20 protein-coding genes and 3 pseudogenes are annotated in these 23,633 nt (G+C 39.6%); 12 read left to right on the forward strand and 11 right to left on the reverse strand.

All coding sequences use genetic code 11. The annotated features are described in order from the left end of the window. Positions 1-30 precede the first annotated feature (30 nt). From argS to AAZO_RS09760, 3 genes and pseudogenes are all read left to right on the forward strand, one after another. The gene (argS, locus tag AAZO_RS09750; RefSeq protein ID WP_013191127.1) at positions 31-1,788 is read left to right on the forward strand and encodes an arginine--tRNA ligase; all 1,758 of its coding nucleotides are present in this window, start codon (positions 31-33) and stop codon (positions 1,786-1,788) included. Between the two features lie 178 nt (positions 1,789-1,966). After that, a pseudogene (locus AAZO_RS09755) lies at positions 1,967-2,254 on the forward strand (hypothetical protein); the annotation flags it as partial. 341 nt (positions 2,255-2,595) lie between these two features. After that, positions 2,596-4,920, forward strand: a complete 2,325-nt coding sequence (locus AAZO_RS09760; RefSeq protein WP_013191129.1) for a WD40 repeat domain-containing protein — start codon at positions 2,596-2,598, stop codon at positions 4,918-4,920. A gap of 58 nt (positions 4,921-4,978) precedes the next feature. Here the strand turns inward: AAZO_RS09760 and AAZO_RS26355 are convergent, their stop codons facing one another. From AAZO_RS26355 to AAZO_RS43605, 3 genes are all read right to left on the reverse strand, one after another. After that, a complete protein-coding gene (locus AAZO_RS26355) occupies positions 4,979-5,392 on the reverse strand; it encodes a LysR substrate-binding domain-containing protein (protein ID WP_049790643.1) in 414 nt (137 codons plus the stop codon). Between the two features lie 365 nt (positions 5,393-5,757). Further along, the gene (locus AAZO_RS37675; protein WP_228371691.1) at positions 5,758-5,868 is read right to left on the reverse strand and encodes a hypothetical protein; all 111 of its coding nucleotides are present in this window, start codon (positions 5,866-5,868) and stop codon (positions 5,758-5,760) included. A gap of 77 nt (positions 5,869-5,945) precedes the next feature. Then, positions 5,946-6,194: a helix-turn-helix domain-containing protein gene (locus tag AAZO_RS43605; RefSeq protein ID WP_228371590.1), complete on the reverse strand. Its 249-nt coding sequence runs from the start codon at positions 6,192-6,194 to the stop codon at positions 5,946-5,948. Between the two features lie 507 nt (positions 6,195-6,701). On the opposite strand from AAZO_RS43605, the gene AAZO_RS09775 reads away from it, so the two are divergent. Continuing rightward, positions 6,702-7,025 (forward strand): DUF1825 family protein, encoded by a 324-nt coding sequence (locus AAZO_RS09775; protein ID WP_013191130.1) that lies wholly within the window; start codon positions 6,702-6,704, stop codon positions 7,023-7,025. 183 nt (positions 7,026-7,208) lie between these two features. Here the strand turns inward: AAZO_RS09775 and AAZO_RS09780 are convergent, their stop codons facing one another. Next, a complete protein-coding gene (locus tag AAZO_RS09780; RefSeq protein ID WP_013191131.1) occupies positions 7,209-9,131 on the reverse strand; it encodes a transglycosylase domain-containing protein in 1,923 nt (640 codons plus the stop codon). Between the two features lie 173 nt (positions 9,132-9,304). On the opposite strand from AAZO_RS09780, the gene tyrS reads away from it, so the two are divergent. The 6 genes from tyrS (at position 9,305) to AAZO_RS09810 (ending at position 16,089) form a co-directional block, all read left to right on the forward strand. Next, entirely contained in the window at positions 9,305-10,501 is a 1,197-nt protein-coding gene (gene tyrS / locus AAZO_RS09785; RefSeq protein ID WP_041639816.1) for a tyrosine--tRNA ligase, read from the forward strand. Between the two features lie 140 nt (positions 10,502-10,641). Further along, the gene (locus AAZO_RS43610) at positions 10,642-10,806 is read left to right on the forward strand and encodes a hypothetical protein (protein ID WP_420807061.1); all 165 of its coding nucleotides are present in this window, start codon (positions 10,642-10,644) and stop codon (positions 10,804-10,806) included. Beyond that, the gene (gene pyrF / locus AAZO_RS09790; RefSeq protein ID WP_013191133.1) at positions 10,796-11,527 is read left to right on the forward strand and encodes an orotidine-5'-phosphate decarboxylase; all 732 of its coding nucleotides are present in this window, start codon (positions 10,796-10,798) and stop codon (positions 11,525-11,527) included. Before AAZO_RS43610 ends, pyrF begins: the two co-directional genes overlap by 11 nt. A gap of 857 nt (positions 11,528-12,384) precedes the next feature. Then, a complete protein-coding gene (locus AAZO_RS09800) occupies positions 12,385-12,990 on the forward strand; it encodes a hypothetical protein (protein ID WP_013191135.1) in 606 nt (201 codons plus the stop codon). Positions 12,991-13,105: 115 nt separating this feature from the next. Continuing rightward, positions 13,106-14,290, forward strand: a complete 1,185-nt coding sequence (ldpA, locus tag AAZO_RS09805) for a circadian clock protein LdpA (protein ID WP_013191136.1) — start codon at positions 13,106-13,108, stop codon at positions 14,288-14,290. A gap of 59 nt (positions 14,291-14,349) precedes the next feature. Continuing rightward, on the forward strand, positions 14,350-16,089 hold the full coding sequence (locus AAZO_RS09810) for a R3H domain-containing nucleic acid-binding protein (protein ID WP_013191137.1): 1,740 nt from the start codon (positions 14,350-14,352) through the stop codon (positions 16,087-16,089). A 106-nt stretch (positions 16,090-16,195) separates the two neighbouring features. Here AAZO_RS09810 and dhaL read toward each other — a convergent pair whose 3' ends face one another. The 7 genes from dhaL to AAZO_RS09845 all read right to left on the reverse strand — a co-directional run bounded on the left by dhaL (position 16,196) and on the right by AAZO_RS09845 (position 22,090). Then, positions 16,196-16,846, reverse strand: coding sequence for a dihydroxyacetone kinase subunit DhaL (gene dhaL, locus AAZO_RS09815; protein ID WP_013191138.1), 651 nt, complete (start codon positions 16,844-16,846; stop codon positions 16,196-16,198). A gap of 1 nt (position 16,847) precedes the next feature. Next, positions 16,848-17,942: a dihydroxyacetone kinase subunit DhaK gene (gene dhaK, locus AAZO_RS09820; protein ID WP_013191139.1), complete on the reverse strand. Its 1,095-nt coding sequence runs from the start codon at positions 17,940-17,942 to the stop codon at positions 16,848-16,850. Positions 17,943-18,113: 171 nt separating this feature from the next. Beyond that, positions 18,114-18,650 (reverse strand): HMA2 domain-containing protein, encoded by a 537-nt coding sequence (locus tag AAZO_RS09825; RefSeq protein ID WP_013191140.1) that lies wholly within the window; start codon positions 18,648-18,650, stop codon positions 18,114-18,116. A gap of 312 nt (positions 18,651-18,962) precedes the next feature. After that, complete coding sequence (locus AAZO_RS09830) at positions 18,963-19,256, reverse strand: DUF5132 domain-containing protein (RefSeq protein WP_013191141.1); 294 nt, start codon at positions 19,254-19,256, stop codon at positions 18,963-18,965. A 254-nt stretch (positions 19,257-19,510) separates the two neighbouring features. Continuing rightward, positions 19,511-20,143 (reverse strand): HMA2 domain-containing protein, encoded by a 633-nt coding sequence (locus AAZO_RS09835; RefSeq protein WP_013191142.1) that lies wholly within the window; start codon positions 20,141-20,143, stop codon positions 19,511-19,513. Between the two features lie 95 nt (positions 20,144-20,238). Beyond that, positions 20,239-20,784, reverse strand: a complete 546-nt coding sequence (def, locus tag AAZO_RS09840; protein ID WP_013191143.1) for a peptide deformylase — start codon at positions 20,782-20,784, stop codon at positions 20,239-20,241. A gap of 46 nt (positions 20,785-20,830) precedes the next feature. Then, on the reverse strand, positions 20,831-22,090 hold the full coding sequence (locus tag AAZO_RS09845) for an HhoA/HhoB/HtrA family serine endopeptidase (protein ID WP_144031392.1): 1,260 nt from the start codon (positions 22,088-22,090) through the stop codon (positions 20,831-20,833). Positions 22,091-22,230: 140 nt separating this feature from the next. Here AAZO_RS09845 and AAZO_RS43615 point away from each other — a divergent pair. Together AAZO_RS43615 and dnaA are read left to right on the forward strand one after the other, a co-directional pair. After that, positions 22,231-22,455 (forward strand): annotated as a pseudogene (locus tag AAZO_RS43615) (DnaA N-terminal domain-containing protein); the annotation flags it as partial. A 126-nt stretch (positions 22,456-22,581) separates the two neighbouring features. Then, positions 22,582-23,611, forward strand: a pseudogene (dnaA, locus tag AAZO_RS09850) (chromosomal replication initiator protein DnaA); the annotation flags it as partial. Between the last annotated feature and the right edge of the window lie 22 nt (positions 23,612-23,633).

A 23,633-nucleotide genomic window follows, 5' to 3' on the forward strand; every position in this document is an offset into this window, starting at 1 on the left:
TAGCATTTTTGACACAGACAATATTTCAATATGAACGCTACACAAGAAAAATTGAAACTGAAATTAGCACAGGCTTTGGTGGCTGCATTTGGTGCTGAATACACCGGAGTAGACCCGATTTTGGTGACTGCGAGTAATCCTAAATTCGGTGATTTTCAAGCCAATGTGGCTTTATCACTAAGTAAAAAATTGGGAATGCAAGCAAGAGTGATCGCATCTGCTATTGTAGAAAAACTAGATGTATCTGATATTTGCAAACCACCAGAAATCGCTGGTCCTGGTTTTATTAATTTAAGATTGCAAACATCTTACCTAGAATCACAACTCAACGCCATTAAAACAGATTCTCGGTTAGGTGTGCCAAAAACGAAAAATTCACAAAAAGAAATTGTCGATTTTTCCAGTCCAAATATCGCCAAAGAAATGCACGTTGGACACTTACGTTCGACAATTATTGGTGATTGTATTGCAAGGATTTTAGAATTTCATGGACATGAGGTATTGCGTTTAAATCATGTCGGTGATTGGGGTACGCAATTTGGGATGTTAATTACCTATTTGAGGGAAGTTTATCCAGAAGCACTGACAACCGCTAACGCTTTAGATATTGGAGATTTAGTTACTTTTTATCGTCAAGCTAAACAACGGTTTGATGCAGATGAAACATTTCAAGAAACTGCACGTCAAGAAGTTGTCAGATTACAAGCAGGTGTAGAAGATACACTTCATGCTTGGAAGTTACTTTGTGAACAATCACGGCGTGAATTTCAGGTAATTTATGATTTACTGAATGTCAACTTAATTGAACGGGGAGAATCTTTCTATAACCCATTTCTGCCAGCAGTTGTAGAAGACTTGGAAAAAACTGGATTACTAGAAGAAAATCAAGGTGCAAAATGTGTATTTTTGGATGGTTTTACAAATAGAGAAGGTGAACCTTTACCCTTAATTATCCAAAAATCCGATGGTGGATATAACTACGCCACCACAGATTTAGCTTGCCTCCGTTACCGCATTGAGAAAGATCAAGCCAAGCGGATAATTTATGTAACTGACGCAGGACAAGCAAACCATTTTACTCAATTTATGCAACTAGCAAAGAAAGCGAATTGGATACCTGATGATGTGGAATTAGTTCACGTTCCCTTTGGTTTAGTTTTAGGAGATAACAGGAAGAAATTCAAAACTCGTTCCGGGGATACAGTCCGGCTAAGAGACTTATTAGACGAAGCAGTTTCTCGAACTCGTGCAGACTTAGAAGCGAGATTAATAGAAGAAGGTAGAGAAGAGACTGAAGAATTTATTAAAAATGTTGCTGAAGTGGTTGGTATTAGTGCAGTAAAATATGCCGACTTAAGCCAAAATCGCACTAGTAATTATGTTTTTAGTTATGATAAGATGCTTGCCTTAAAGGGAAATACAGCACCTTATATGCTATATGCTTATGTGAGGACTCAAGGCATTAGTCGAGAAGGAAATATTGATTTTGAAAATTTGGGCACAGATACCAAAATTCTTCTGAAAGAAGATGCAGAACTAACTCTAGCCAAGGATTTGTTACAACTGGATGAAGTGATTAGCGAAGTTGAACAGGATTTATTACCAAATCGTTTATGTGATTATTTATATAATCTCAGCGATAAGTTTAATAAATTCTATGAAAATTGTCCGGTGTTGAAATCTGAAGAACCGACTAGAACATCGCGGTTGATGTTATGTGATTTGACAGCTAAAACCCTGAAGTTGGGATTAGATTTGTTGGGGATTAAGGTATTGGAGAGGATGTAGAGGGAAGAGTTCTTAACGCAGAGTCAAGCGGAGAGACGCAGAGTATTTTGTAGCTTTGCGTCTTTTTTGCTGTGAGGCACTCATTTTAGGTGGAATAGGTAATGATTATTAATTATGGCAAATAGTGGGGAGGAAAAAATAAAATCAGCCGTTATTATTAAAACTCTTATCACTTCGGGTTTCCGTGGGTGCTAAAGATGGTGATGTTACTTATGCTATGGGTCCTAAAGCTTTAAGTTTAGGTGTGCAAGTGGGAATTGGTGCTGATGCTGCGACAGGTGTAGATGTCTTAAAATTTATCAAATTAGCTGTAATTTATCCTTATGTTGGAGTTGGCTACTATTCAGAAGATAAGGGTGTTGCTTTTTCTGGTGGTGTCCAAGCAAATGCAACTGAACACATTTTCCTTGGTGCTGGTTATAATTCTGTGGCTGGTTTCAATGGACAGCTAGGAATCAAATTCTAGTTTTCAACTATACTAACAACGTTTTAAAAGTGTCATTCTGAACGTTGGCCAAGCGTCTCTGAAAGAGATGGTGAAGAATCAGGGATTTGTTAGGTTTTTCGAGATTTTACTCAACCTACCTATGTGTCCCATTCTTTGTTAGAGGTAGGTTGGGTTTCTCTGCCTTCTACCCAACCTACCTTTCTGGTATTATTATTATTTCTATAAACAGAAACTATGGCTTAAGATAGTAGTATAGTTGTTATCTACTTAATTTATCTATTACTAATAGAGGTTAGTAAAGAATATTACTCAACTTCTTATTAGGCTGTTAATATAAGTTACTTGACAGAAAAATACTTATGCAACCGGGTTTAAATTTACTAATTCAACTAGTATTAGAGTTTGCACCTGTGATGGTAAACATCATCCAAAACCAAACACAAGGTAATTTAAAAAACAATACTTCTCCAATCCCTAAAGTAACTCAAGACTTTATTAAAACTGTAGATAAGATTACACAAATAGATATTACTGAGAGTGAATTTACTCAGCAACAGCAATTAGCTATTTACCACCACGCAACACAACTAAAAATAGCTAATCAAGAAAGAGAAACAGCTATTAAGCTGCCGGAAGTGCATAAGATTCTGGATAGTTGGCCTTTGCGGTTGTATCCTTCCCAACTTTTAGAATCTTTTCCCAACTATAAACGTACTCCATTAAAATTGTTTATTGCAGCACCGCAAATTCAGTTTGATAAATTTGATTTACAAAATTCACAAATTACTGATGAAATTGAGTTGAAATTGGCTGAGGGTTTGCGAGAGTTTATCAACAATCATTATTCTCTAAATCATCCAGAAAGACCAATAGAATTTTTAGCCGGTGCTTGGGATAGTAAGCGTTTTCATAGTGAATCTAGCATCAAGGCTTTATTTAGTGGTTTGAAAAACCAGCCGACTTTAATTTTAGAATCGGAAAAAGATGGAGATTATTTTAATTTTCGGATCGCCTACTGGGGATTAGGACAGGAAAATTATTACTATAAAACTATTTCTCGACTACCTTATCGACAAATTTTACAAGAGTCTGCTAAAAATCGGGCTTGGGAATGGAAAAATATTAAAAATCAACTTTCATCGCTGGGTGAAGATTTAGAAGTAGTTAACAATTTAGGTAGAGAGAGAAATTTCAATTTAGAACTTTTAGAAAAGGTAGAAAAATGGCAATCTCAACGAGTTGATGTTAATAAGTTATCCTTGGAATATCAAATTGGTAGTCAAGATTGGCAGCATCTTTATCAAGTCTTAATTACTTGTCACTGTTTAGTTACTGCTTGGGTGACTGATGCTTATTACTTGGTTAATCATGGTGTACATCCTTTGCTGCCAGAATTATTACCAAGTTTAATAAGTGAGGCTATAAATTTACAATCATTACAGGTAATTACTGATAGTTATAAACAAGTTTACCAAGCTTTGAGAAACGAGCAAATTGCTAAAATTCCAGAATTAGCTTTGCAATTAGCTCAAGGTTTATCTCATTTTTCTAGTTCTCATTGGTCACGAGAACAAGTAGATTATTCTATTGATACTTGGTTAGAAATAAGGCAAGTTTCAATAAGAGAAGTAACTCATCCTTTAAAGGCTATGCAATTAGCAGTGAAAATAGAGGATGAGACTTATATTACTAAACTAAAAGAATATTTTACTGCTGTTGGTGATGGTGAAAATCTTATTTATGTGGAAAGTATTCTAGAAGAAATATCAAGTCTTAAAGCTAAATGTAATTTGGAGAAAATTCATCTTCAGTATACTCTAACTGGACATTCTGGTAAGGTTTCTTCTGTGGCTATAAGTCCAAATGGTGAGGTTTTAGTGAGTGGATGTGCAGACAAGACTATCAATATTTGGAATCTGCAAACTGGTAAATTAATCCGCACTCTAACTGGAAATTTAGGTGCAATTTCTTCTGTGGCTATGAGTCCTAATGGTCATTTTCTCGCTGTTGGTAGTTGTGAACATCCACAAGGTAATGTTAAGGTGTGGAATTTGAAAACTGGTAAACTTATCCATACTCTTTTGGGACATCAAAAACCAGTTAATGTGGTGGCTATTAGTTCGGATGGGACAATTCTGGCTAGTGGTAGTAATAAAATCAAAATTTGGAATTTACAAAGAGGAGAAAGAATTTGCACTTTATGGCATTCTTCAGCAGTGGAAGCTATTGCTACCACTGCAGATGGGACAATTCTTGCTAGTGGCAGTTCTGATTATAAAATCAGATTGTGGAATCCATTCACGGGTGATCCTTTACGTAGTATGATAGGTCATTTAGGTGAAGTAACTTCTATAGCTATCAGTGGAGATGGAGAAGTTTTATTTAGTGGTAGTGCTGATAAAACTGTTAAAATATGGCATTTGAGTACAGGTAAGTTGCTAAAGACTTTGAATGGACATACAGATAAGGTAAAATCTATCGCTGTGAGTCCAAATGGGGAATTTATATTTAGTGGTAGTGTGGATAAGACTATTAAAATATGGCATTTGAGTACAGGTGAAGTTTTACAAACTCTCACTGGACATTCTGGTGTGGTAACTTCTCTTTCTCTAAGTGCAGATGGTAAGTTTCTAGCTAGTGGTAGTGCTGATAAAACTGTTAAAATATGGCAGGTGATAAAATAAGTATAAATACTCCTGTAAAATACATTATAGATTTCGGCAAGGAAACAGGGAACTCTTTTTAGTTCATCTTGCTTCCATCTTTTGGAAAATTGTTTTGTTTGATTGAATTGCGTAACCAACAATTTGCTTCATCTTGATCGCTCAATACACTCCACAACATCGAAATCACCCACAGTTTTGTGGGAATTGGTAGTTCAAAGATAGTCAAATTGCAGATCATTGCAGAGCGGAGAGCAATGCGGTAAGGAAGTGCTGCTACTAAGTCACTGGATGTAATCGCAAAAGGTAAGACCAGCATATACGGCGTGGTTAGTGCAATGCAACGTTCTAAATTCTGCTTATTTAACGCTTTATCAATTTTTCCAATGGTATCTCGTCGCAAGGTGGTGAGGGCATGGGAAAAGGCCATGAATGCTTCTAAACTCATTTTTCCATCCCTGATCCCTGGACGTCCTTGACGGCCAATTCCCATAAATCGTTGTTCAAAAATGGGTTCCCATTGGGTTTGCCGAGGTGGCTTCGGGAAGACGCCTAGCTAGTGCAATATCAATCAGTCCCTGTTCCAACAAATCTCCAACACTATCTTTCTTAAATCCAATCATTTGAAAATTGAGCAACGGGGCGTTTTGATGGCTAAACTCCAATAGACAGGGCCGAAAATTTACAAAGGAGTCTGTGTCTGTCTTTCCATAGTGTTAAGATAAGGAAAGAATCAGGGTTGGGAATAGTCAATGATAGTTCTTATCCATGAAAGTATTGATGACAAATTCATACCTGACCTCATATCCATAACATTTATGAAATGGGCAAAACTAATGAAACAATTCCTAATTTGACTCAACCACAAATAGTAAGAATTACTTGTGAGTAAATTGGGAAATTCAGGGGAAATCTTTGTTGAGGTACCCGGAATATTTTTACAAGTCTAATGACCTGTTCAACAAAAATACCCTTGGTGGAAAACTCTTGGTTTCCTGCCTTTTGTTCTGAGTCGCCATGGCATAATCACTATCATGTTTTTCTACCTATTCAAGGAGACTAGGAGGGAAAACATCTCGTAATATCTCTAGCCAGTAATGAAATGTGTCCGTTGCTTCCGTTTTCCATATACCGAAATGCAAACCTAAAACCTCAAATGTTGGCATTGTCCTCCAATAGAACAAGCATAGACATACCTGTTCTTTTATCTCTAGTTTCCCTTTCCCCCCTCCTCCTTTCTGATTTATACCTATGTTTTTACTTTCTATGTCACCTTGAAGTTTTTTATGCTGCATTTCACCTTGGGCTAACAAGTCTTGAAACTGATGGTTAGTTATTCCCAGTATTTGTTTTTTACGATGTGGATATTCTTGAATATAGTTAATTTAGTGGATTTTTCTTTTTGGTACACCCTCAGAATTCCCTTCTACCATTTTTTTCACACCAAGTTAATTTTCCTGACAGGTCTATTTAATTGTGACACCAAAACAAAGCTCGTGTACTATGAACTACCAATGGCAAATGTGCGCTTGCCGGAGGTTGGCTCAAATGTCTGATTGGATGTATATCCAGCTAGATTCTTCTGGCTGGCTCTTTACTTCTATTAAATCTTCCCTACTCTGACAGAAGAGGGATAAGTGTTAACTGATAACTGCCTCCTACATAAGTTAAGTATTCGAATTTCGGTAAAAAACCCTACTTAAACCGAACCTTATTCCCCAGATGAGTTCCCTAGACTAAAATATAAATACAGGAAAAATTTTAAGTTACTGAGTCATAGAACTCAGTTGAATAAAAGCAAAATGGGATTCTTCGACTCTGAGATAGTTCAGCACGAAGCCAAGCAGCTATTTGAAGATTATCAATCGCTGATTCAACTTGGCAATAACTACGGCAAATTTGACCGCGAGGGCAAAAAGCTGTTTATTGAGCAAATGGAAGCCATGATGGATCGATATCGCATCTTTATGAAGCGTTTCGAGCTATCAGAAGACTTCATGGCACAAATGACCATCCAGCAACTCAAAACTCAGTTGGATCAGTTTGGTGTCACCCCCCAACAAATGTTTGAGCAAATGAATATCACTCTGCAAAGAATGAAAGCAGAATTAGAAAAACAGTCATGACTGGGGACTGGCTCAGTTATCAGTGATAAGTTACTCCCTTCCCACTAAAAGAATAAGGTCATAGTAATAGGGTAGAGGGATAATGCTTCTGCGTAAGTTAGAATCCCACAGCCCTAATTTCTTACTGGGAAGGGAGTATTAGATGAAGCTCTTCACTGTTCACTGACTCCTACCCCACCGTTATTAATTTGACTTGGGACGAGGGAACTGAGAAGGTGACTTAAACTTCTCAACAGGTACGTCTTTTAGGGCTTTGACCATAAAATCACGCCAAATGGGAGCAACCATACCCCCACCAGTCGCACCGCTGGATAATTGTCTGTTATCATCCCTTCCTACCCAAACAGCAGTAGTGAGTTGTGGTACAGTACCCACAAACCAAATATCTTTTTCTGAAGAAGTTGTTCCCGTCTTACCAGCTACTGGTCGGTCTAAAGCTGCGCCTTTACCAGTACCACTAGTAACCACAGATTGCATAACATCTATAATTGCTGCTGAAGCCCAAGAATCAAGAACTCGCTGGGGTTTAGGTGTGTTATCGAGTAACACATTCCCCGTGCTATCAGTAACTCGTACAATTACAGTTGCCGACGATTGCCAGCCATAATTAGCAAAGGTAGCGTAAGCACTAGCCATTTCTAGCGGAGTTACACCAATAGCACCCAAAGGCAGGGAAGTCACAGGCTCCATCGGACTCATAATCCCCAAAGTCCGACAAGTTTCAATGACCTTATTCATCCCTATAGCTTTACCAATCTTAATTACAGGGATATTACGAGACTGAGACAGAGCAGTCCGAATGGAAATTGTACCACTAAAACCACCATCATAGTTTCTGGGAAAATACCAACCATTACCATCTCGGTAGCTGACTGGGGCATCTACCACCGTGCTATCAGGAGCATATTTGCCAGTAGCAAAAGCAGTATAGTAAACAAAAGGTTTAAAAGAAGATCCGGGTTGACGTTGGGCTTGGGTAGCGCGGTTAAACTCACTGGCTTTAGGATCTACACCACCGACTAGGGCTTTTACAAAATGTGTGCGTGGGTCAATCGCTACTAGAGCAAGTTGATTTTTGTATAACCCTTGACCCAGTAAAGTATTATGCCACTTGATCACCGTTTCCTCTGCCATCATTTGGAATTTGGCATCAACAGTGGTTTGTACCCGCATCCCGCCTTTTAGCAGTGCATCACGTCCAAACTTTTTCGCTAATTCTTGGGCTACGGTATTGGTGATGTAAGGTAGGGCGCTGCCTTGAAATGACCTAATTCTGCCCAGTTTGATTTCTTGCTTGAGGGCATCATCGTATTCTTTCTGGGTGATCCACTTCAAGTCCAGCATCCGCCCCAGCACTTCTTTTTGTTTCTGTTTTGCCAGCTTCATACTAGAAAAGGGGCTGAATTCTTCTGGGGCTTGGATTAAACCCGCCATCATTGCTGACTCACCCAACGTTAAAAATTCTGATGATTTATTAAAGTAACTGCGAGCCGCTGTTTGGGCACCGTAGTTATTATGACCCCAATACACTTGATTGAGGTACATTTCTAAAATTTCGTCTTTGGTAAGAATTTGTTCTAAGCGAATTGCTAAAACTGCTTCGGCTAACTTCCGAGTAAAAGCACGCTTATGAGATAAAAACAGGTTCTTTACTAACTGCATGGTGATGGTAGAACCACCTTCCTTCACACCACCTGCCACCAAGTTTACTACGACAGCCCGACCAACACCACTAGGATTAATCCCGTGGTGAGAATAAAAGTGACCGTCTTCACTGGCTAATACTGCCCGTTTCAGATTTGGGGAAATTTTATCTAGGGGTACAACTTCCCGATTGGCTTCACCATGGACACTTGTTAATAATTTACCTTTAATGTCGTATATGTAAGTAGTTTCTGAGGGAAAAAAGTTACGTAGTTGTCTCACATCTGGTAAATTGCGGAAACTAATAGCTAGGCCAACTAGTCCTCCGGCTACAATAGAGCTTGTTAGCAGCGTGATAGATAGCAGAGTACCGCCAGTTACCTGACCTACTCCTTTAAAAAACTCAAATCCAGATGAAGTCTGTTGTTGTGGTTGTTTGTCTTCAAAAGTCCTACACGACACGGCGATCTCACTTCCTCACTAGTAAATTTAAATGTAATTCATTAAATGAAAAAAGACGGTTAATTTTTTGCAATTATAGTAGTTTGTCAGAACAGAAAACGGATAATTTTTTGGTGAACATAATAAACTTAACTTCTCAAGTGCAAAGTGTGGTTAATAACGAATCCTCTAGTATGACTCAAAATTTCTCTTGGCTACATCGCGGTGTGGCAGAAATTTTTCCTCAACCCCATGATGATGATCATGAAACTGAAAGTTTAGAAAAGCGTTTAGTCAATGCGAATCGTCCTTTAAGGGTTAAATTGGGCATTGATCCGACGGGCGCGGATATTCATTTGGGTCATAGTATACCAGTAAGAAAACTGCGAGCGTTTCAAGATGCTGGTCATACGGCTGTTTTAATTATTGGTGATTTTACTGCTCGCATCGGTGATCCTACTGGTAAGTCTCATGTACGTTGTCAACTGACAGAGGGCGATGTGGCACAAAATGCCCAAACTTATCTTGATCAAGTACGTCCTATTTTAGATTTTGATACACCTGGTAGCTTAGAGGTACGTTATAACTCGGAATGGCTTTCCCGTCTAGATTTAGGGAAGGTTTTGCAGTTACTTTCTACTATGACGGTGGGGCAAATGTTGGCTAAGGAAGGTTTTGCGGAACGTTATAAAAAAGAGAATCCAATTTTCCTCCATGAGTTCCTCTATCCATTAATGCAGGCTTATGATTCGGTAGCGACTGAGGCTGATGTGGAGTTGGGAGGTACTGATCAAAAGTTTAATATTGCGGTAGGAAGAGATTTACAGCGCCATTTTGGTCTGAAGCCTCAATTTGGGCTATTGTTGCCAATTTTGATTGGTACAGACGGTGTACGAAAAATGTCTAAGTCTTTAAATAATTATGTGGGGTTATCTGAACACCCTTCCCAAAAGTATCAAAAAATCCAAGCTGTGCCAGATAATCTACTGTCACAATATTTTGAATTATTGACGGATTTACCCTTGGACAGTTTACCAGAAAATCCACGCGCTCGCCAAGAATTTTTAGCCTGGGAAATTGTCCGTCAGTATCACGGGGAAGTAGCAGCAACTGAAGCCAAGGAAGCAGCAAAAAGTGGTGGGAAGGAAGGAACATTACTGGAGTTTTCTCTGGCTGCTATTGTTCAATTTCCGGTTAAATTAGCTTTTATTCTTGGTGCTACTGGTTTATGTAAAAGTACCGCAGAAGGCAAACGGAAAATTCAAGAGGGTGGTGTGCGGTTAGATGGAGAAAAGGTAACTGATGCAGATACAACTTTTGCCGCACCCGGGGATTTATACTTTAAGGTTTTACAAGTTGGTAAAAAGAATTTTGTGCGTTTAGTAGAGTGACTGGGGACTGGGCGAGATGAGAAGGATGAGGGGGATGAGGGCGATGGGGAAGTAATTTTCTTAATCACCCATTATCAATCACCCATTACCCATTACCCATTACCAATTACCCATTATCAATCACCAATCACCCATTATCAATCACCAATTACCAATTACCAATTATCAATTACCAATTACCAATTACCAATTACCAATTACCAATTACCAATTACCAGTCACCAATCACCAATTACCAATTACCAATTACCAGTCACCAATCACCAATCACCAATCACCAATCACCAATCACCAATGACTACTGAAAAAATTATCGTTGCTTTAGATGTACCAGATTTAGAAAGTGCGATCACTCTTGTGGACAAACTTCCCCAAGTCACTTTCTGGAAGGTTGGTTTGGAGTTGTTTACCAGCACTGGTCCACAGATTCTGGAAATTCTCAAATCCCGACAAAAGCAGATATTTCTCGATTTGAAGTTTCACGATATCCCCAACACTGTTGCAGGTGCTTGTCGTGCTGCTGCTGGTTATGGAGTGGATTTGTTAACCGTTCATGCTACTAACGGGAAAGATGCCCTCAAAGCAGCCACTGAAGCAGTACAAGTAGGAGCAGAAAAAGCAGGTACAGAACCACCCAAGTTAATTGCTATCACCCTGTTAACCAGCATTTATGCTAGACAGTTGGTGTTTGATTTAAAAATTACCCTGGAATTACCAGAATTTGCTTTACAAATGGCGCTTTTAGCTCAAGAATCAGGATTAGATGGGGCTGTGTGTTCTCCCCAAGAGGTGACACAACTGCGGGAAACTTGTGGCAATGACTTTTTATTCGTTTGTCCAGGAGTCCGTCCCCTTTGGGCTGATAAAGGAGATCAAAAGCGCTCGCTCACCCCTTCCCAAGCTATCGAAGCCGGTGCAGATTATCTCGTGATTGGTCGTCCTATTACTGCTGCATCTGACCCTGAATTAGCTTGGCAGAAGATTAGTGAGGAATTACATTCCGATAAGTCAGTAAACCAAGTCTAAGAGGATGTTTGAAAAGTCCTTAGTGATGTATCAAAAACTTTTAAAATAAGGTTTAAGGATACAAGTCCCTCAATTGATTTAATGAGTAGATTTGAGTAGATTTTCTGATTCACTTATTAGCCCCCGAATTTATCTGTGGGGTCTTCTATTTTGAACTTTGAATTTTGAATTCAAAAAAGTACATCCATCCATAAAAAAGACGGTTACAATTACTCGTGTTGAGAAAGATTCAATCCAACCAACTAAAGTTACTTGAGTAGCTTACCTATGAGTGATTTGAGTGCTGAGTTTTCCGTATACCAGGAGTGTTTATGACATATAGACTTTTTTGGCTTCTCTTAGTGCCTTCATTCTATCCTTTAATATATCTATATCACCTGCTTTATCTCAAACAGTCCTAAAATGTGAACAGCATCAAGAAATATTGACATTTCAACTTTCCAATTATCCCATTCAAGATCAGGGAGTAGCAGTCCTAAATGTGAAATTTCCTTACTGTATGACGCCAGAAGTGCTCGCCCAAAATACTTACCATGATTTTGTACCAATTAGAAAAGATATTGATAAGTTTTTTATCAATTACCCAAATGAGGGAGACTTTTGGGAAATTCTGAATAAAAAACTAGTTCAAATCCTCTTAGATAAATATCCCAAAATGGTATCTTTAAGTATTGAGATTGGTGTTACACCTAACGTACAAGAGCCTTTATACTGTTCCACTATTGTCCAGAGCACTAGACCCCAAAATTGTCTTCTCAATCTTTAATTATTTGAAATCAAGCTACATAGAATAAGATATAGTCAAGATTCTGTCTGACCTCACATTAAATTGGTGTCAAGGGTGTAAATTTCATCTTATGAACACAAAAGGACAAAGGAGAAAAAATAGCTGGTTAATTTTTAGGGACTTAGTGATGCTATGTCCTTGCTGGTTATTGATTTCTTTTACGTTTGTTTACCGTGCGTTCTCCGAAAATATCACTCCTAAACCTGTCAAATCAGAGGTAAGTAATTCCTGCTCGGAACGAGGCTTAGAAATGTTAACTACTCAGTTAATGCTAGATTTACCTGGCTACGCCAACCGTGCGACCCAACGGGCTCGTCGTCTGAGCAGAAGTGTTGATATTTACACTTATATCTTAGTAGCGGGAAAGCCTGAGTTCCAGCCTTTGCCTTTGAAACCTGGGATTGATCCCGCTAAAAAATATGAATCAGAGGGAGTAGAGCAGGTTTTTTTTACTACCTGGGGACGCAAGTATATAGGTAGGAAAGTAGTACAATTACAAGAATTTCATTGGTTGTTTTTGACCAAAACTAAAATCGGTTGGCAAGTGGTGATGATGTTTACCCAAACAGGTGCATATCCAGTCAAACAACCTGTAGCACCACCAAGGAATAGCAGTAACGGTGCGATCTCTCAAGGTGTTAAACTGTGGCTACGAGATTGCAATAGCACAAAGTGATAGGGTTTAGGGTGTAGTGAGAAGAGGGGGGAAGGGGAAAAGGTGAATACTGAAATTTATATTTCTTTCCAGTTACGGGCTGCAATTTCGATAGTGATAAACGCATAATAGAAGTGTGACTAATCTGTTAGCTTTACAATCCCTAAAACAAGGTCACTGGTTCAAGTTGATTTGTGGAGCCAGTTTCCAACATCTACCTGCAGTTAGAAGTTTAACCTTAGCCTACACTTTGGCGGGTGCTGACTGCATAGACGTGGCAGCTGATCCGGCGGTAGTTGTAGCCACTCAAGCCGGTTTACAAGCAGCTAAGGATCTGGCTAGGGAAGCTCAAAAGCAAGGCTTTGGTTTTAAAGGTGATTTGCCTTTACTCATGGTCAGCCTCAACGACGGAGAAGATCCGCATTTTAGAAAAGCAGAATTTAATGCTAGTAGTTGTCCGGTAGATTGCCCTAGACCCTGTGAAAAAATTTGTCCAGCACAAGCTATTGTGTTTAACAATATAAAAGATAGCTTTTCAGGAATTATTGCTGAAAAATGTTATGGCTGCGGTCGTTGCATTCCAGTTTGTCCTTATGAGATGATAAATACAACATCTTATATATCAACTCCGGAAGCTATAGCACCATTGATCATGTCAAAGGGAATAGATGCCATAGAAATTCATACAAAAGTAGGGCGTTTGGCAGAATTCCAGCGTTTGTGGGTAGCGATCGCTCCTTGGGCAGATAAATTAAAGTTAATAGCTATCAGCTGTAACGATGGTAAAGGGCTGATTGATTATCTCCAAGCAATTTATGACCTGATCATCCCCCATCCCGAAATTCTAATTTGGCAAACAGACGGGCGCTCTATGAGTGGTGATATCGGCAATGGCACTACTATAGCAGGAATCAAACTAGGGCAAAAAGTTTTGGCAGCAAATCTACCAGGATATGTGCAGTTAGCAGGGGGTACTAATAGCTACACTGTTCCTAAATTAAAGTCCATTGGATTGCTGAAAGAGTCAGGGGAGCATGGAGCGGGGGGTAGGGAGCAGCGGGCAGGGAGTAGCCAACAGGGAGCAGCCGACAAGGGGGAAAATACCTCTCCTCTCCAACGCCAGTCGCCTGCCTTTATCTCCGGTGTTGCTTACGGTAGCTATGCCCGTGTATTGCTGTCACCGATTCTTGAACAGTTAGAAAATAAAGAGGTAATTACCACCAGTGTTAAAGCAAATCTACGCCTCGAAGATGAACCAGAACTACTATGGCAAGCTGTGAAACTTGCTCATTCTCTCGTTTCCCAGATTAAGTCACAGTAAGAGCGTTCATTGCTCATTTGTTATCTCTCACAACGTCACCATCTCTCACCATAGAAAGCATGACGATTACAGACGATCTCCAAAAGTTACTGGACATTTTGCCCCAAGACCTGCGGCAAGAACTAGAAAATCATCCCAAAAGAGATTATCTAGTGGAAGTGGTCTTGGACTTAGGTCGTCGCCCAGAAGCTCGGTTTCCCCATGCAGCTGAGTATCTGAGCGAAACCCCCGTCACTCAAGCACAAATAGATGATTGCATTCAACGAGTCGGAACCTTTGGTGGAGATAATCGGGCAGGAATTGAGCAAACTTTACATCGCATCAGTGCTATCCGTAACCGCACAGGCAAAATTATTGGTTTAACTTGTCGTGTCGGCCGGGCGGTATTTGGCACAATTGGCATGATCCGCGATTTGGTAGAAACCGGCAAATCCATTCTCATGTTAGGTTGTCCTGGTGTGGGTAAAACCACTGCTTTACGGGAAATTGCCCGTGTATTGGCAGATGATTTAAATAAACGAGTGGTAATTATTGACACCTCTAATGAAATCGCTGGTGATGGTGATATAGCTCACTCTGCCATTGGCCGCGCTCGCCGGATGCAAGTAGCAAAGCCAGAATTACAACATCAAGTGATGATTGAGGCAGTGGAAAACCATATGCCGGAGGTGATTGTCATTGATGAAATCGGCACAGAACTGGAAGCTTTAGCAGCCCGTACAATTGCAGAGAGAGGTGTACAATTAGTTGGTACTGCTCACGGAAACCAAATTGAAAACCTCATCAAAAATCCCACGCTGTCTGATTTGGTGGGGGGTATTCAAGCAGTGACGCTGGGAGATGACGAAGCGAGACGACGCGGTTCACAGAAGACCGTTTTGGAACGTAAAGCTCCACCTACCTTTGAGATTGCTGTGGAAATGATGGAACGGCAACGCTGGGTAGTGCATGAAAGCGTAGCTGATACAGTGGATACTCTGTTAAGAGGTCGTCAAGCTAACCCACAAACACGAAGTATGGATGAAAATGGCAAAGTGGCGATTACCAGACAATTATCTGTGGTTCAGGGTCGTGGAGGTAACTTAGCTAGTGAGGAAGAATCTTTACCGGCTGTGAAGCAGGTTAATGGCTGGCGTAGTTCTGGTCAGATGGTGGCTCTACCACCTTTATCTATAGAACGGGAACGGGTGACAGGACGCAGTGAGTTTGACCGCTTGCTGGATGAGTCTTTCAATTATTCTTCTGACAGTATTGATTTTAGTCATACTAAATCAGCCGGTCCAAACGGGGAAGATTTACCTTTGCATATTTACCCATATGGGGTGAGTCGTCACCAACTGGAACAGGTGATTAGTGTGTTAACTTTGCCTGTTGTATTGACAAAAGACATAGATAGTGGTGATGCAATTTTGGCGTTGCGATCGCACGTGAAAAACCACGCTAAATTAAAGCAAATAGCCAAGGCTCGTCATTTACCAATTCATGTGATTAAGTCTAGCACCATACCCCAAATTACTCGCGGTTTGCGGCGGTTGCTGAATATTGATGATCCAGAAATCGGTGATGACCGAGAATTACAACTATTACTCCATAGTGGGAGTGATGACGAAATAGACGCTTTGGAAGAAGCCAGACTTGCAGTTGAGCAAATTGTCATTCCTAAAGGTCAACCTGTGGAGTTATTACCCCGTTCTCCGCAAGTAAGAAGAATGCAGCATGAGTTGGTAGAACATTATAGGCTCAAGTCCAATAGTTTTGGGGAAGAACCAAACCGACGGTTAAGAATTTATCCGGCATAACTCTGGGTCGGTTATCAGTTATTAAGTGGGAAAAGGCAAAAGGCAACAGGCAACAGGCAGGAAGTAATAGGTTATTCTCCCCCTCCCTCCCCTGCCTCCCCACACCTTACCCCCTACCCCCTTTTTTCTGACTGTCTACCACCTTTAATAAACTTCGCAACATAAAATAAGCAGAGGTACCCCCTGGATCTTGATGTCCCACACTGCGGTCGCCTAAATAACTAGCTCTTCCCTTTTTTGCTAACATGGGTATGGTTTCCTGTAAACCTTGTTCAGCAGCCGAAACCGCTACCCGCAAAGCTTCCACCGTTCCCATACCTTCGTTGACAGCTTGCTCAAAAGCCACCACAGCCGGAGACAATACATCTAACATTGTCTTATCTCCCAACTGTGCCTTACCACGTTCAATTACACCATCTAAACCAGATTGGAGAAACTTGAGCATATCTTCTTGAGTTAATTCCTTTTTACCAGCCGTTGCGGAACTAGCTCTTAAAAACCAAGTTCCATACAAAGGACCACTAGCACCACCAACGCTGGAAATTAAAGTCATGCTGACGGTTCTGAAAATGGTGCTGATGTCTTTATCAGCAAAACTAGGTAGCAGATTGCTGACCTTTTTAAAACCTCTATCCATATTGATACCATGATCAGCATCACCTATGGCTGCATCTAATTCTGTCAACTCTTCCTTGTGATGTTCAATGACAGAAGCAAATACTTGTATCCATTGAATTATCTGCACCTGAGTAACCATTTCATACTCCCCAGCGTAAACTTGCTGTTTTTACTGGTGCATCCCATAACCGCAGCATCTCGTCATCTAACTTCAGCAGTGTGATGGAGCAACCTTGCATTTCTAATGATGTCATGTAGGGTCCAATTAGATTTCGCACTATTTGCAGTCCTTCCTGTTCACAGATTTCTGCTAGTTTGCGGTAGACAAGATACAATTCAGAAACGGGAGTACCTCCCATACTGTTAACATAAGCTAAGATCTGATCGCCTTTTTGCAGGGGTTTATTTAACAGTTCTACATCAACCCATCCCTCTTGAGCTTCATCCCACTCTCGCACTGTGCGACTATAGTCAATATTATCAATGAGCGATGCTTGCGACGGGCAAAGCCAACGCACTAAAATCTCTGTAATCTCATCCCCTGATTTCATAGAAACCCTTTCTCTTCCTGGTTCTCCATGAATACCAATTCCCAATTCTATCTCATTATCCCCCAAAGCAAAAGTCGGCGTACCCTTTGCCGGGACTGTACAAGAACTCAACGCCACACCTAGACTGCGTCCATGCAGATTTACCTTTCTACACAAATTTGCTAACTGCTGCAAATTATAACCCTGTTCCGCAGCGGCTCCACAAATTTTTTCCGCCAGCACAGTTGTTCCTACACCTCTTCTTCCTTGCGTATATAAACTATCTTTCACCGCTACATCATCATCAATAATAATATTTAACGTGCGGATACCTTCACTTCTGGCTAACTCCGTCGCCATTTCAAAATTCATCAAATCGCCACTATAATTTTTAACGATATAAAGAATACCAGCACCACCATCGACCTGCTGTGCTGCGGCTAACATTTGGTCAGGAGTCGGTGAAGTAAAAACTTCCCCAGGACAAGCAGCATCAAGCATTCCCATCCCCACAAAACCCACATGCATAGGTTCATGACCACTTCCACCACCAGAAATGATTGCTACCTTTCCCTGTACAGGTGCATCAGTTCGATACACAAAACTAGGCTCATAATTTACCTGAATTAAATCAGCATGAGCCACAGCCATTCCTGCTAGACTTTCCTTTACAAAGTCTTCTGGTTGATTAATCAGCTTTTTCATTATTTATGTTTGCAAAGGTTCTAAAACTCATGATAAACCTTCACAGCACCATATTTCTGCATTTTTTCTTATGGAAGAAACAGGGAATTAATTCAAAATTCAAAATTAGCTACGCCAACAAAATGTACAATTCTTGACTCTTGCCTTTTGCCTTTTCTCTCGTGCTTTCTGTCACCTATCACCTACTACAACATTATTCAGTTTCAGAAAACTATCAAAAGCATACCAAGCTATAACATACCAAGGAATTACTTCCAATTGCACACCTTTAACAATCAATTGTCTCATAGCTAGGATACTGAGTCCACATGGTAACAGGAAACGTAAATCCACAGTACCATCTGTAGCACGTTCAACCCGTTGGTTCAAGTCAATTACTACATTAGATATAGCTGTTGCTGCTTCAGTTTTCCCTTGGGTAATAGCTGCAAAAATTATCCCTATATCACGCAGTGTAGCTGAAATCTCTGCTAAAGTGCCAGTCTGACCATCATGATTGATGAGAATACTACCGTGATGGATATTAGTTCGCACTTGAGTAATGTGAGGTTGTGCGGTTAAAAAATTGGCGATATGTTGTATTTTCTCAGCTTGGCGATTTCCAGGAGCAATTCTTAATCTTAGCCTTCCTGGGGTATCACTGATAATTTTTGTAGCTATAGGATTAAAAGATGTATTTAGACTTATTCTTTCCGTAATTTGTCGCATAATTGAAACCTTGAATATTAAAAATTTAAATGACAATTAAAACGGGCTCGAAGACAATATTTATTGAGTAGGGATAAAGCTCAATGCTAAACCCCTACATAACCTAAAAAGGTATAGGTATACACAAAGAGACTTTCAAACGTGTCACCTGTTACCTGTCACCTGCTATATAACCCTATTTTAGGGTAAGCATTCCCCTATCACTCATCAGCAGTCAGCTTTTTCAGGCTAACGCCAAAAATACCTATTTGATAATTAACCAATTTCTCAAATGTTCTGATTCCTGACCCCTGAATCCTGAACTCTTACATTTTATGCACCATTACCAGATTGACTTTCAGCAGCTTCAAATACTGGTCTGTGTTGTTCTTCAGCTATTTCGGCTCTAGCTTCAGCTACAATATCTTCCCAAGTTTCACCCAATTCAGCAAAGGCTCCCTTGCTTTTTTCATAAGCAACAAGTCCGTTTTTGATGATTGATTTAGCTATCGGTTTACCAATTCCTGCGACAACAGGGATTACCACAGGAGCTAATAAAACTGTGCCTATCCCAGCTATAATTCCAGGTGCGCCGGCATCTTCTATGAAATCAGTAATTTTTGCCATAATTAAATCAACCTCCAATTTATTGGAGAAGGTCACATAAGCTTTTTAGCTTACTCTAATTTTTATTGTTATATTATCTAGCTGTTGGTAGATGTTCTGAGACGTACAGGAGGAGTCAGGAGTAAAACTCCCTTGCTGTCTTGGTTTCAACTTAGATTATATACCTGATTATATACCTCATTAATCTGCGATCTGTTGTAGAGGAATTCGGTTTGATTTATTTACTCATTAATCAATAAGGCTTGAAATCTTCATTATAAAGGTAGATTTGCCATTAAATTTAGGGAATAAGACAGTGATGCAGGTTTTAAATTAGTCCATAAATTTGAAGTTTTTGGAGAAATTTCTAAGTTATTAATCTCTGTTATACATATTTCTGAAATAGGAGGATCTATACATGGATGTCGTTGTAAAGCTAACTTCATTATTTCCACCCAATTTATGCTAATTTCCGGAGATTGGTATGCGATCACTATTGATGATGCATGAGTATTAACACGCACATTAGTAATTTGATTATGGGCTTTCAGTAAAGTTTCTAACCTCTGTGTATAGGCAGAACTTTGAGCAATTAGGGGTACATAAAATCTAATCCTTCCTGGAATTGTATGGACTACATTATAAGCGATTTGAGTATTATCTTCTTTATCTATATCTGGGATAGTTTTAATTTTTCCTGCTGACAAAAATTCCGGTTCTAAAGACTTAATCACCCTGCGTGTAGCATCTGCGGTTAGGATCCAAACTGGAATTGCAGCTAAACCATGTATTCCTATTCTCCCTGTGACAGCTAACCCTGTCAGCAAGGGAATTAAATCAAGAGATTGCTTTTTCCAAAAATCGAGAGATTTCCATTCCCCAAAGCTATCTTTTCTATCAGTATTCATTGATCTAAAATAGGTACACAAAACTAGAGGTTAATTCAAGTTCAATATAACTTCTAGCTTTGGTGTTGAGCCTCAGTCTTGAGAGCTACTTTGGTTTAAGTATTGTTAAGTACCCGTTGTTGATATTCGGACTCAGTCATTAGTTCTTCAGTAGATTCTACCCTATCTAAAAATACCTTTCCTTCCAAATGGTCATACTCATGTTGAAAAATTCGAGCAATAAAATCTGTTAACTCCTGTTTTTGTATCTTCCCATTTCGGTCATTATACTCAATTTCAATTTTCTGATATCTAGGAACTAACCCCCTAATTCCCGGCACACTTAAACAACCTTCCCAACCTTTGATAACTTCAGTTGAATAAGCAATTATTTTTGGATTAATCATTGCTGTTGGTTTCATTTCTGGTGCATCGGGATATCTGGTATTAGGACGGGAGGCAACAATAAATAAACGATGAGATTCTGCCACCTGAGGTGCAGCGATTCCCACACTATTAGCTTGATAAACAGTAAATATTAAGTCACCAATGAGTTTTTGAATATGCTCATCTTGAATGTTGTCGACCCAAGCAGCTTTTTGGACTAACATCGGATTACCTAGTTGAATAATTGGTACTGATTTATTCACGAGAAACACCATTTATGTAAGTATTAATTGACGCTAACTCCACAATTATTTAAAGGAATCAATTTTCAGAAGGCACTGGTAAAGGAGCAGGACTGACTGTTAGTTGAACAGTTCTGCCCTGACGGTCTACTTGGACTTGAAGAGGAGTACCAATCTGACTATTTTCCACTAGTTTTTGTACTTCATCGACCTTGGTAACAGGTTGATTATTAATGGTTTTCATCACATCCCCTGGTTTGAGTCCACCAATTGCGGCTGGTGACTCAGAAACAATTCTCACTAACAAAACGCCTTGATCTGCAACCCAATTTACTCTATTACCAGATCTACGAATTATTCTTTCCTTGAGTTCTGGTGTTAGCGTCACCATTTCTACACCCAAGTAAGGATGATCTACCCTACCTTTGCTAATTAATTCTTGGGAAATTTTTTGCACTGTATTAATAGGAATTGCAAAGCCTAAACCTTGAGCGCCTTGGATAATAGCTGTGTTCATTCCTATCACTTTACCACCAGAATTTAGCAGTGGACCACCAGAGTTTCCAGGATTAATTGCTGCATCTGTTTGCAAATAATCAACCCGCTTATCACTAGCACCAATAGCACTACTAGAACGGTCTGTAGCACTAAGAATTCCTGAAGTTACAGTATTGTTTAAACCCAAGGGATTACCAATTGCAATTACGGCTTCTCCTGGTTGCAAGGTATTGGAATTCCCTAGAGCTAAAATTGGTAAATTATTAGCATTAATTTGAATTACTGCTACATCTGTAACTGGGTCTTCTCCCAAGACTTTACCGTCAAAAGTCCGTCCATCTTTGAGTGTAACTGTAACTTGATCTGCGCCATCTACGACATGAGAATTAGTCAGAATTTGCCCAGAGGAATTAATAATAAATCCAGAACCGCTACCCCTTTCTACTCTTTGTCTTCCTTGGGAAATTCTGTCACCAAAAAATCTGCGGAAAAATGGATCGGAAAATTCATCTGGTACTTGAGATGTAACGGTTCTGGCAGAGTCAATGCGAACAACAGCACCTCCCACTTTTTGTACTACTTCGACTACAAAGTTAGGATCGCCGGAGGATGCGATGATGGCAGAAGGCATAATTACCGAAGTGGGAGCAGTAGTTCTTTGGACTTCCGCAAGGCTCTGTTCTGATTCTAAGGTTCTGCTATTCAGGTTAGAACAGCCACTAAGAACCACCGCTGCTAACCCAGTCATTAACATCCACCCTTTTCTTTTAGCTCTTATACAGGGGAGCAAAAACCTGGTATTAAGATTTTTGGATGCTAGGTGATGATTATAAATCTTCATCATGTACTTATTCTCCGTGTTAGTCCCTAAGTGATAGGATATTAGCTACCTGGTCTTAACCAGAATGATTACAGTTTAAAGTTAAACTATTGCTTGCTCATCTCTTCTATTGTGGGTATTAGCAGCAAACGTGGTAGATAATGGAAATTCCCATAGACAAGCTGTGGAGTCAGCTGCTAGAGCGTTTACAGCTAGAGCTATCTCGTCCCACCTTTGAGACTTGGATTAAACCTGCTAGTGCAAAGCAACTAGAAAATAATTGTCTGATAATATGTACACCTAAGCTCTTTGCCCGAAATTGGCTTCAGAAGTATTACATCAATACTATTGCTCATGTCGTGCAAGATATTGTGGCTTATCCAGTATAAGTTTACATTACGGTGGGTCAGGGTAATGAAGTTTGTCAGTTAGTTGAAGGAGAACTTGCTTGAAAATTGCCTCCTGTCAATCCAATTTCTCCAAATGTATCTAAAAATCAACAAGAAAGTCCAGACTTAAATTCTAAGTGCGTTTTCTCAAGATTTGTGGTTGGTGCTAATAATTCTATGGCTCATGCTGCTTCTTTGGCTGTAGCAGAATATCCAGGTAAGGAGTTTAATCCTTTATCTTTATGCGGTGGTGTAGGTTTGGGAAAAACTCATTTAATGCAAGCTATTGGTAATTATCGCTGGGAGATTTATCCTGATTCTAAAATATTTCATCTTTTGACTCAGCAGTTTACTAATAATTTAATTACTGCTATTTGTAATGATAGTATGCAAAGTTTTCGGGAACATTACCGGGCTGCTGATATTTTGTTAGTTGATGATATTCAATTTCTAGAAGGGAAAGAATATACTTAAGAAGAATTTTTTCATACTTTTAAAACCTTACATGAGGCTGGGAAACAAGTTGTGATTGCTTCTGACCGTCTTCCTAGGCAAATTCCTAGTCTGCAAGAATGGCTTTATTCGGGGTTTCCTATGGGGTTCATTGCTGATATTCAAAGGCCGGATTTAGAAACGCGCATGGCAATTTTGCAAAAAAAAAGCTGAATATGGAAATATTCGTTGACCTAGAGATGTAATTGAATATATTGCTTATAACTATACTTCCAATATTCTGTAATTGCAAGGGGCCTTAATTCGGGCAGTAGCTTATATTTCTCTTTGGGGTTTACTAATGACGGTGGTAAATACCACGACAGTTTTAGGCACAGCTAACAAAAAAACGGAAGCAACACCAGAGGTAGTCTTAAATGTGGAGGCAGATTTTTTTAAGCTCTCAATTGAATATTGAAAAGGTAATTATCGCAGGAGAGAAATTAGCTGGGGTAGAGAAATTGCTATATATTTAATACGTCAATAATATACAGGCTTAAGTTTACCAATAATTGCGGAGGATTTTGGTGGTAAAGACCATACAACACTGATGTATAGTTGTGAGAAAATTACGGGACTACAAGAAGCAGACCAGACTTTAAGTGAAACCTTAGGTCAATTGAGCTATCGAATCAATATGATTAGTCGTTCTCAGAAGTAGGAGTTTGATCCCATGAAGTCTT

Source organism: 'Nostoc azollae' 0708, from assembly GCF_000196515.1.
GTDB lineage: Bacteria > Cyanobacteriota > Cyanobacteriia > Cyanobacteriales > Nostocaceae > Trichormus_B > Trichormus_B azollae.

What these genes read in the sequence shown, in the direction of transcription:
- AAZO_RS43605 (WP_228371590.1), bottom strand. Translation starts at nt 6,194, where the DNA reads ATGCAGCATAAAAAACTTCAAGGTGACATAGAAAGTAAAAACATAGGT.
- tyrS (WP_041639816.1), top strand. Translation starts at nt 9,305, where the DNA reads ATGACTCAAAATTTCTCTTGGCTACATCGCGGTGTGGCAGAAATTTTT.
- dhaK (WP_013191139.1), bottom strand. Translation starts at nt 17,942, where the DNA reads ATGAAAAAGCTGATTAATCAACCAGAAGACTTTGTAAAGGAAAGTCTA.
- AAZO_RS26355 (WP_049790643.1), bottom strand. Translation starts at nt 5,392, where the DNA reads ATGGGAATTGGCCGTCAAGGACGTCCAGGGATCAGGGATGGAAAAATG.
- AAZO_RS09835 (WP_013191142.1), bottom strand. Translation starts at nt 20,143, where the DNA reads ATGAATACTGATAGAAAAGATAGCTTTGGGGAATGGAAATCTCTCGAT.
- AAZO_RS09775 (WP_013191130.1), top strand. Translation starts at nt 6,702, where the DNA reads ATGGGATTCTTCGACTCTGAGATAGTTCAGCACGAAGCCAAGCAGCTA.
- pyrF (WP_013191133.1), top strand. Translation starts at nt 10,796, where the DNA reads ATGACTACTGAAAAAATTATCGTTGCTTTAGATGTACCAGATTTAGAA.
- AAZO_RS09810 (WP_013191137.1), top strand. Translation starts at nt 14,350, where the DNA reads ATGACGATTACAGACGATCTCCAAAAGTTACTGGACATTTTGCCCCAA.
- AAZO_RS09800 (WP_013191135.1), top strand. Translation starts at nt 12,385, where the DNA reads ATGAACACAAAAGGACAAAGGAGAAAAAATAGCTGGTTAATTTTTAGG.
- def (WP_013191143.1), bottom strand. Translation starts at nt 20,784, where the DNA reads ATGGTGTTTCTCGTGAATAAATCAGTACCAATTATTCAACTAGGTAAT.
- AAZO_RS09830 (WP_013191141.1), bottom strand. Translation starts at nt 19,256, where the DNA reads ATGGCAAAAATTACTGATTTCATAGAAGATGCCGGCGCACCTGGAATT.
- AAZO_RS09760 (WP_013191129.1), top strand. Translation starts at nt 2,596, where the DNA reads ATGCAACCGGGTTTAAATTTACTAATTCAACTAGTATTAGAGTTTGCA.
- AAZO_RS09825 (WP_013191140.1), bottom strand. Translation starts at nt 18,650, where the DNA reads ATGCGACAAATTACGGAAAGAATAAGTCTAAATACATCTTTTAATCCT.
- dhaL (WP_013191138.1), bottom strand. Translation starts at nt 16,846, where the DNA reads ATGGTTACTCAGGTGCAGATAATTCAATGGATACAAGTATTTGCTTCT.
- argS (WP_013191127.1), top strand. Translation starts at nt 31, where the DNA reads ATGAACGCTACACAAGAAAAATTGAAACTGAAATTAGCACAGGCTTTG.
- AAZO_RS09845 (WP_144031392.1), bottom strand. Translation starts at nt 22,090, where the DNA reads ATGAAGATTTATAATCATCACCTAGCATCCAAAAATCTTAATACCAGG.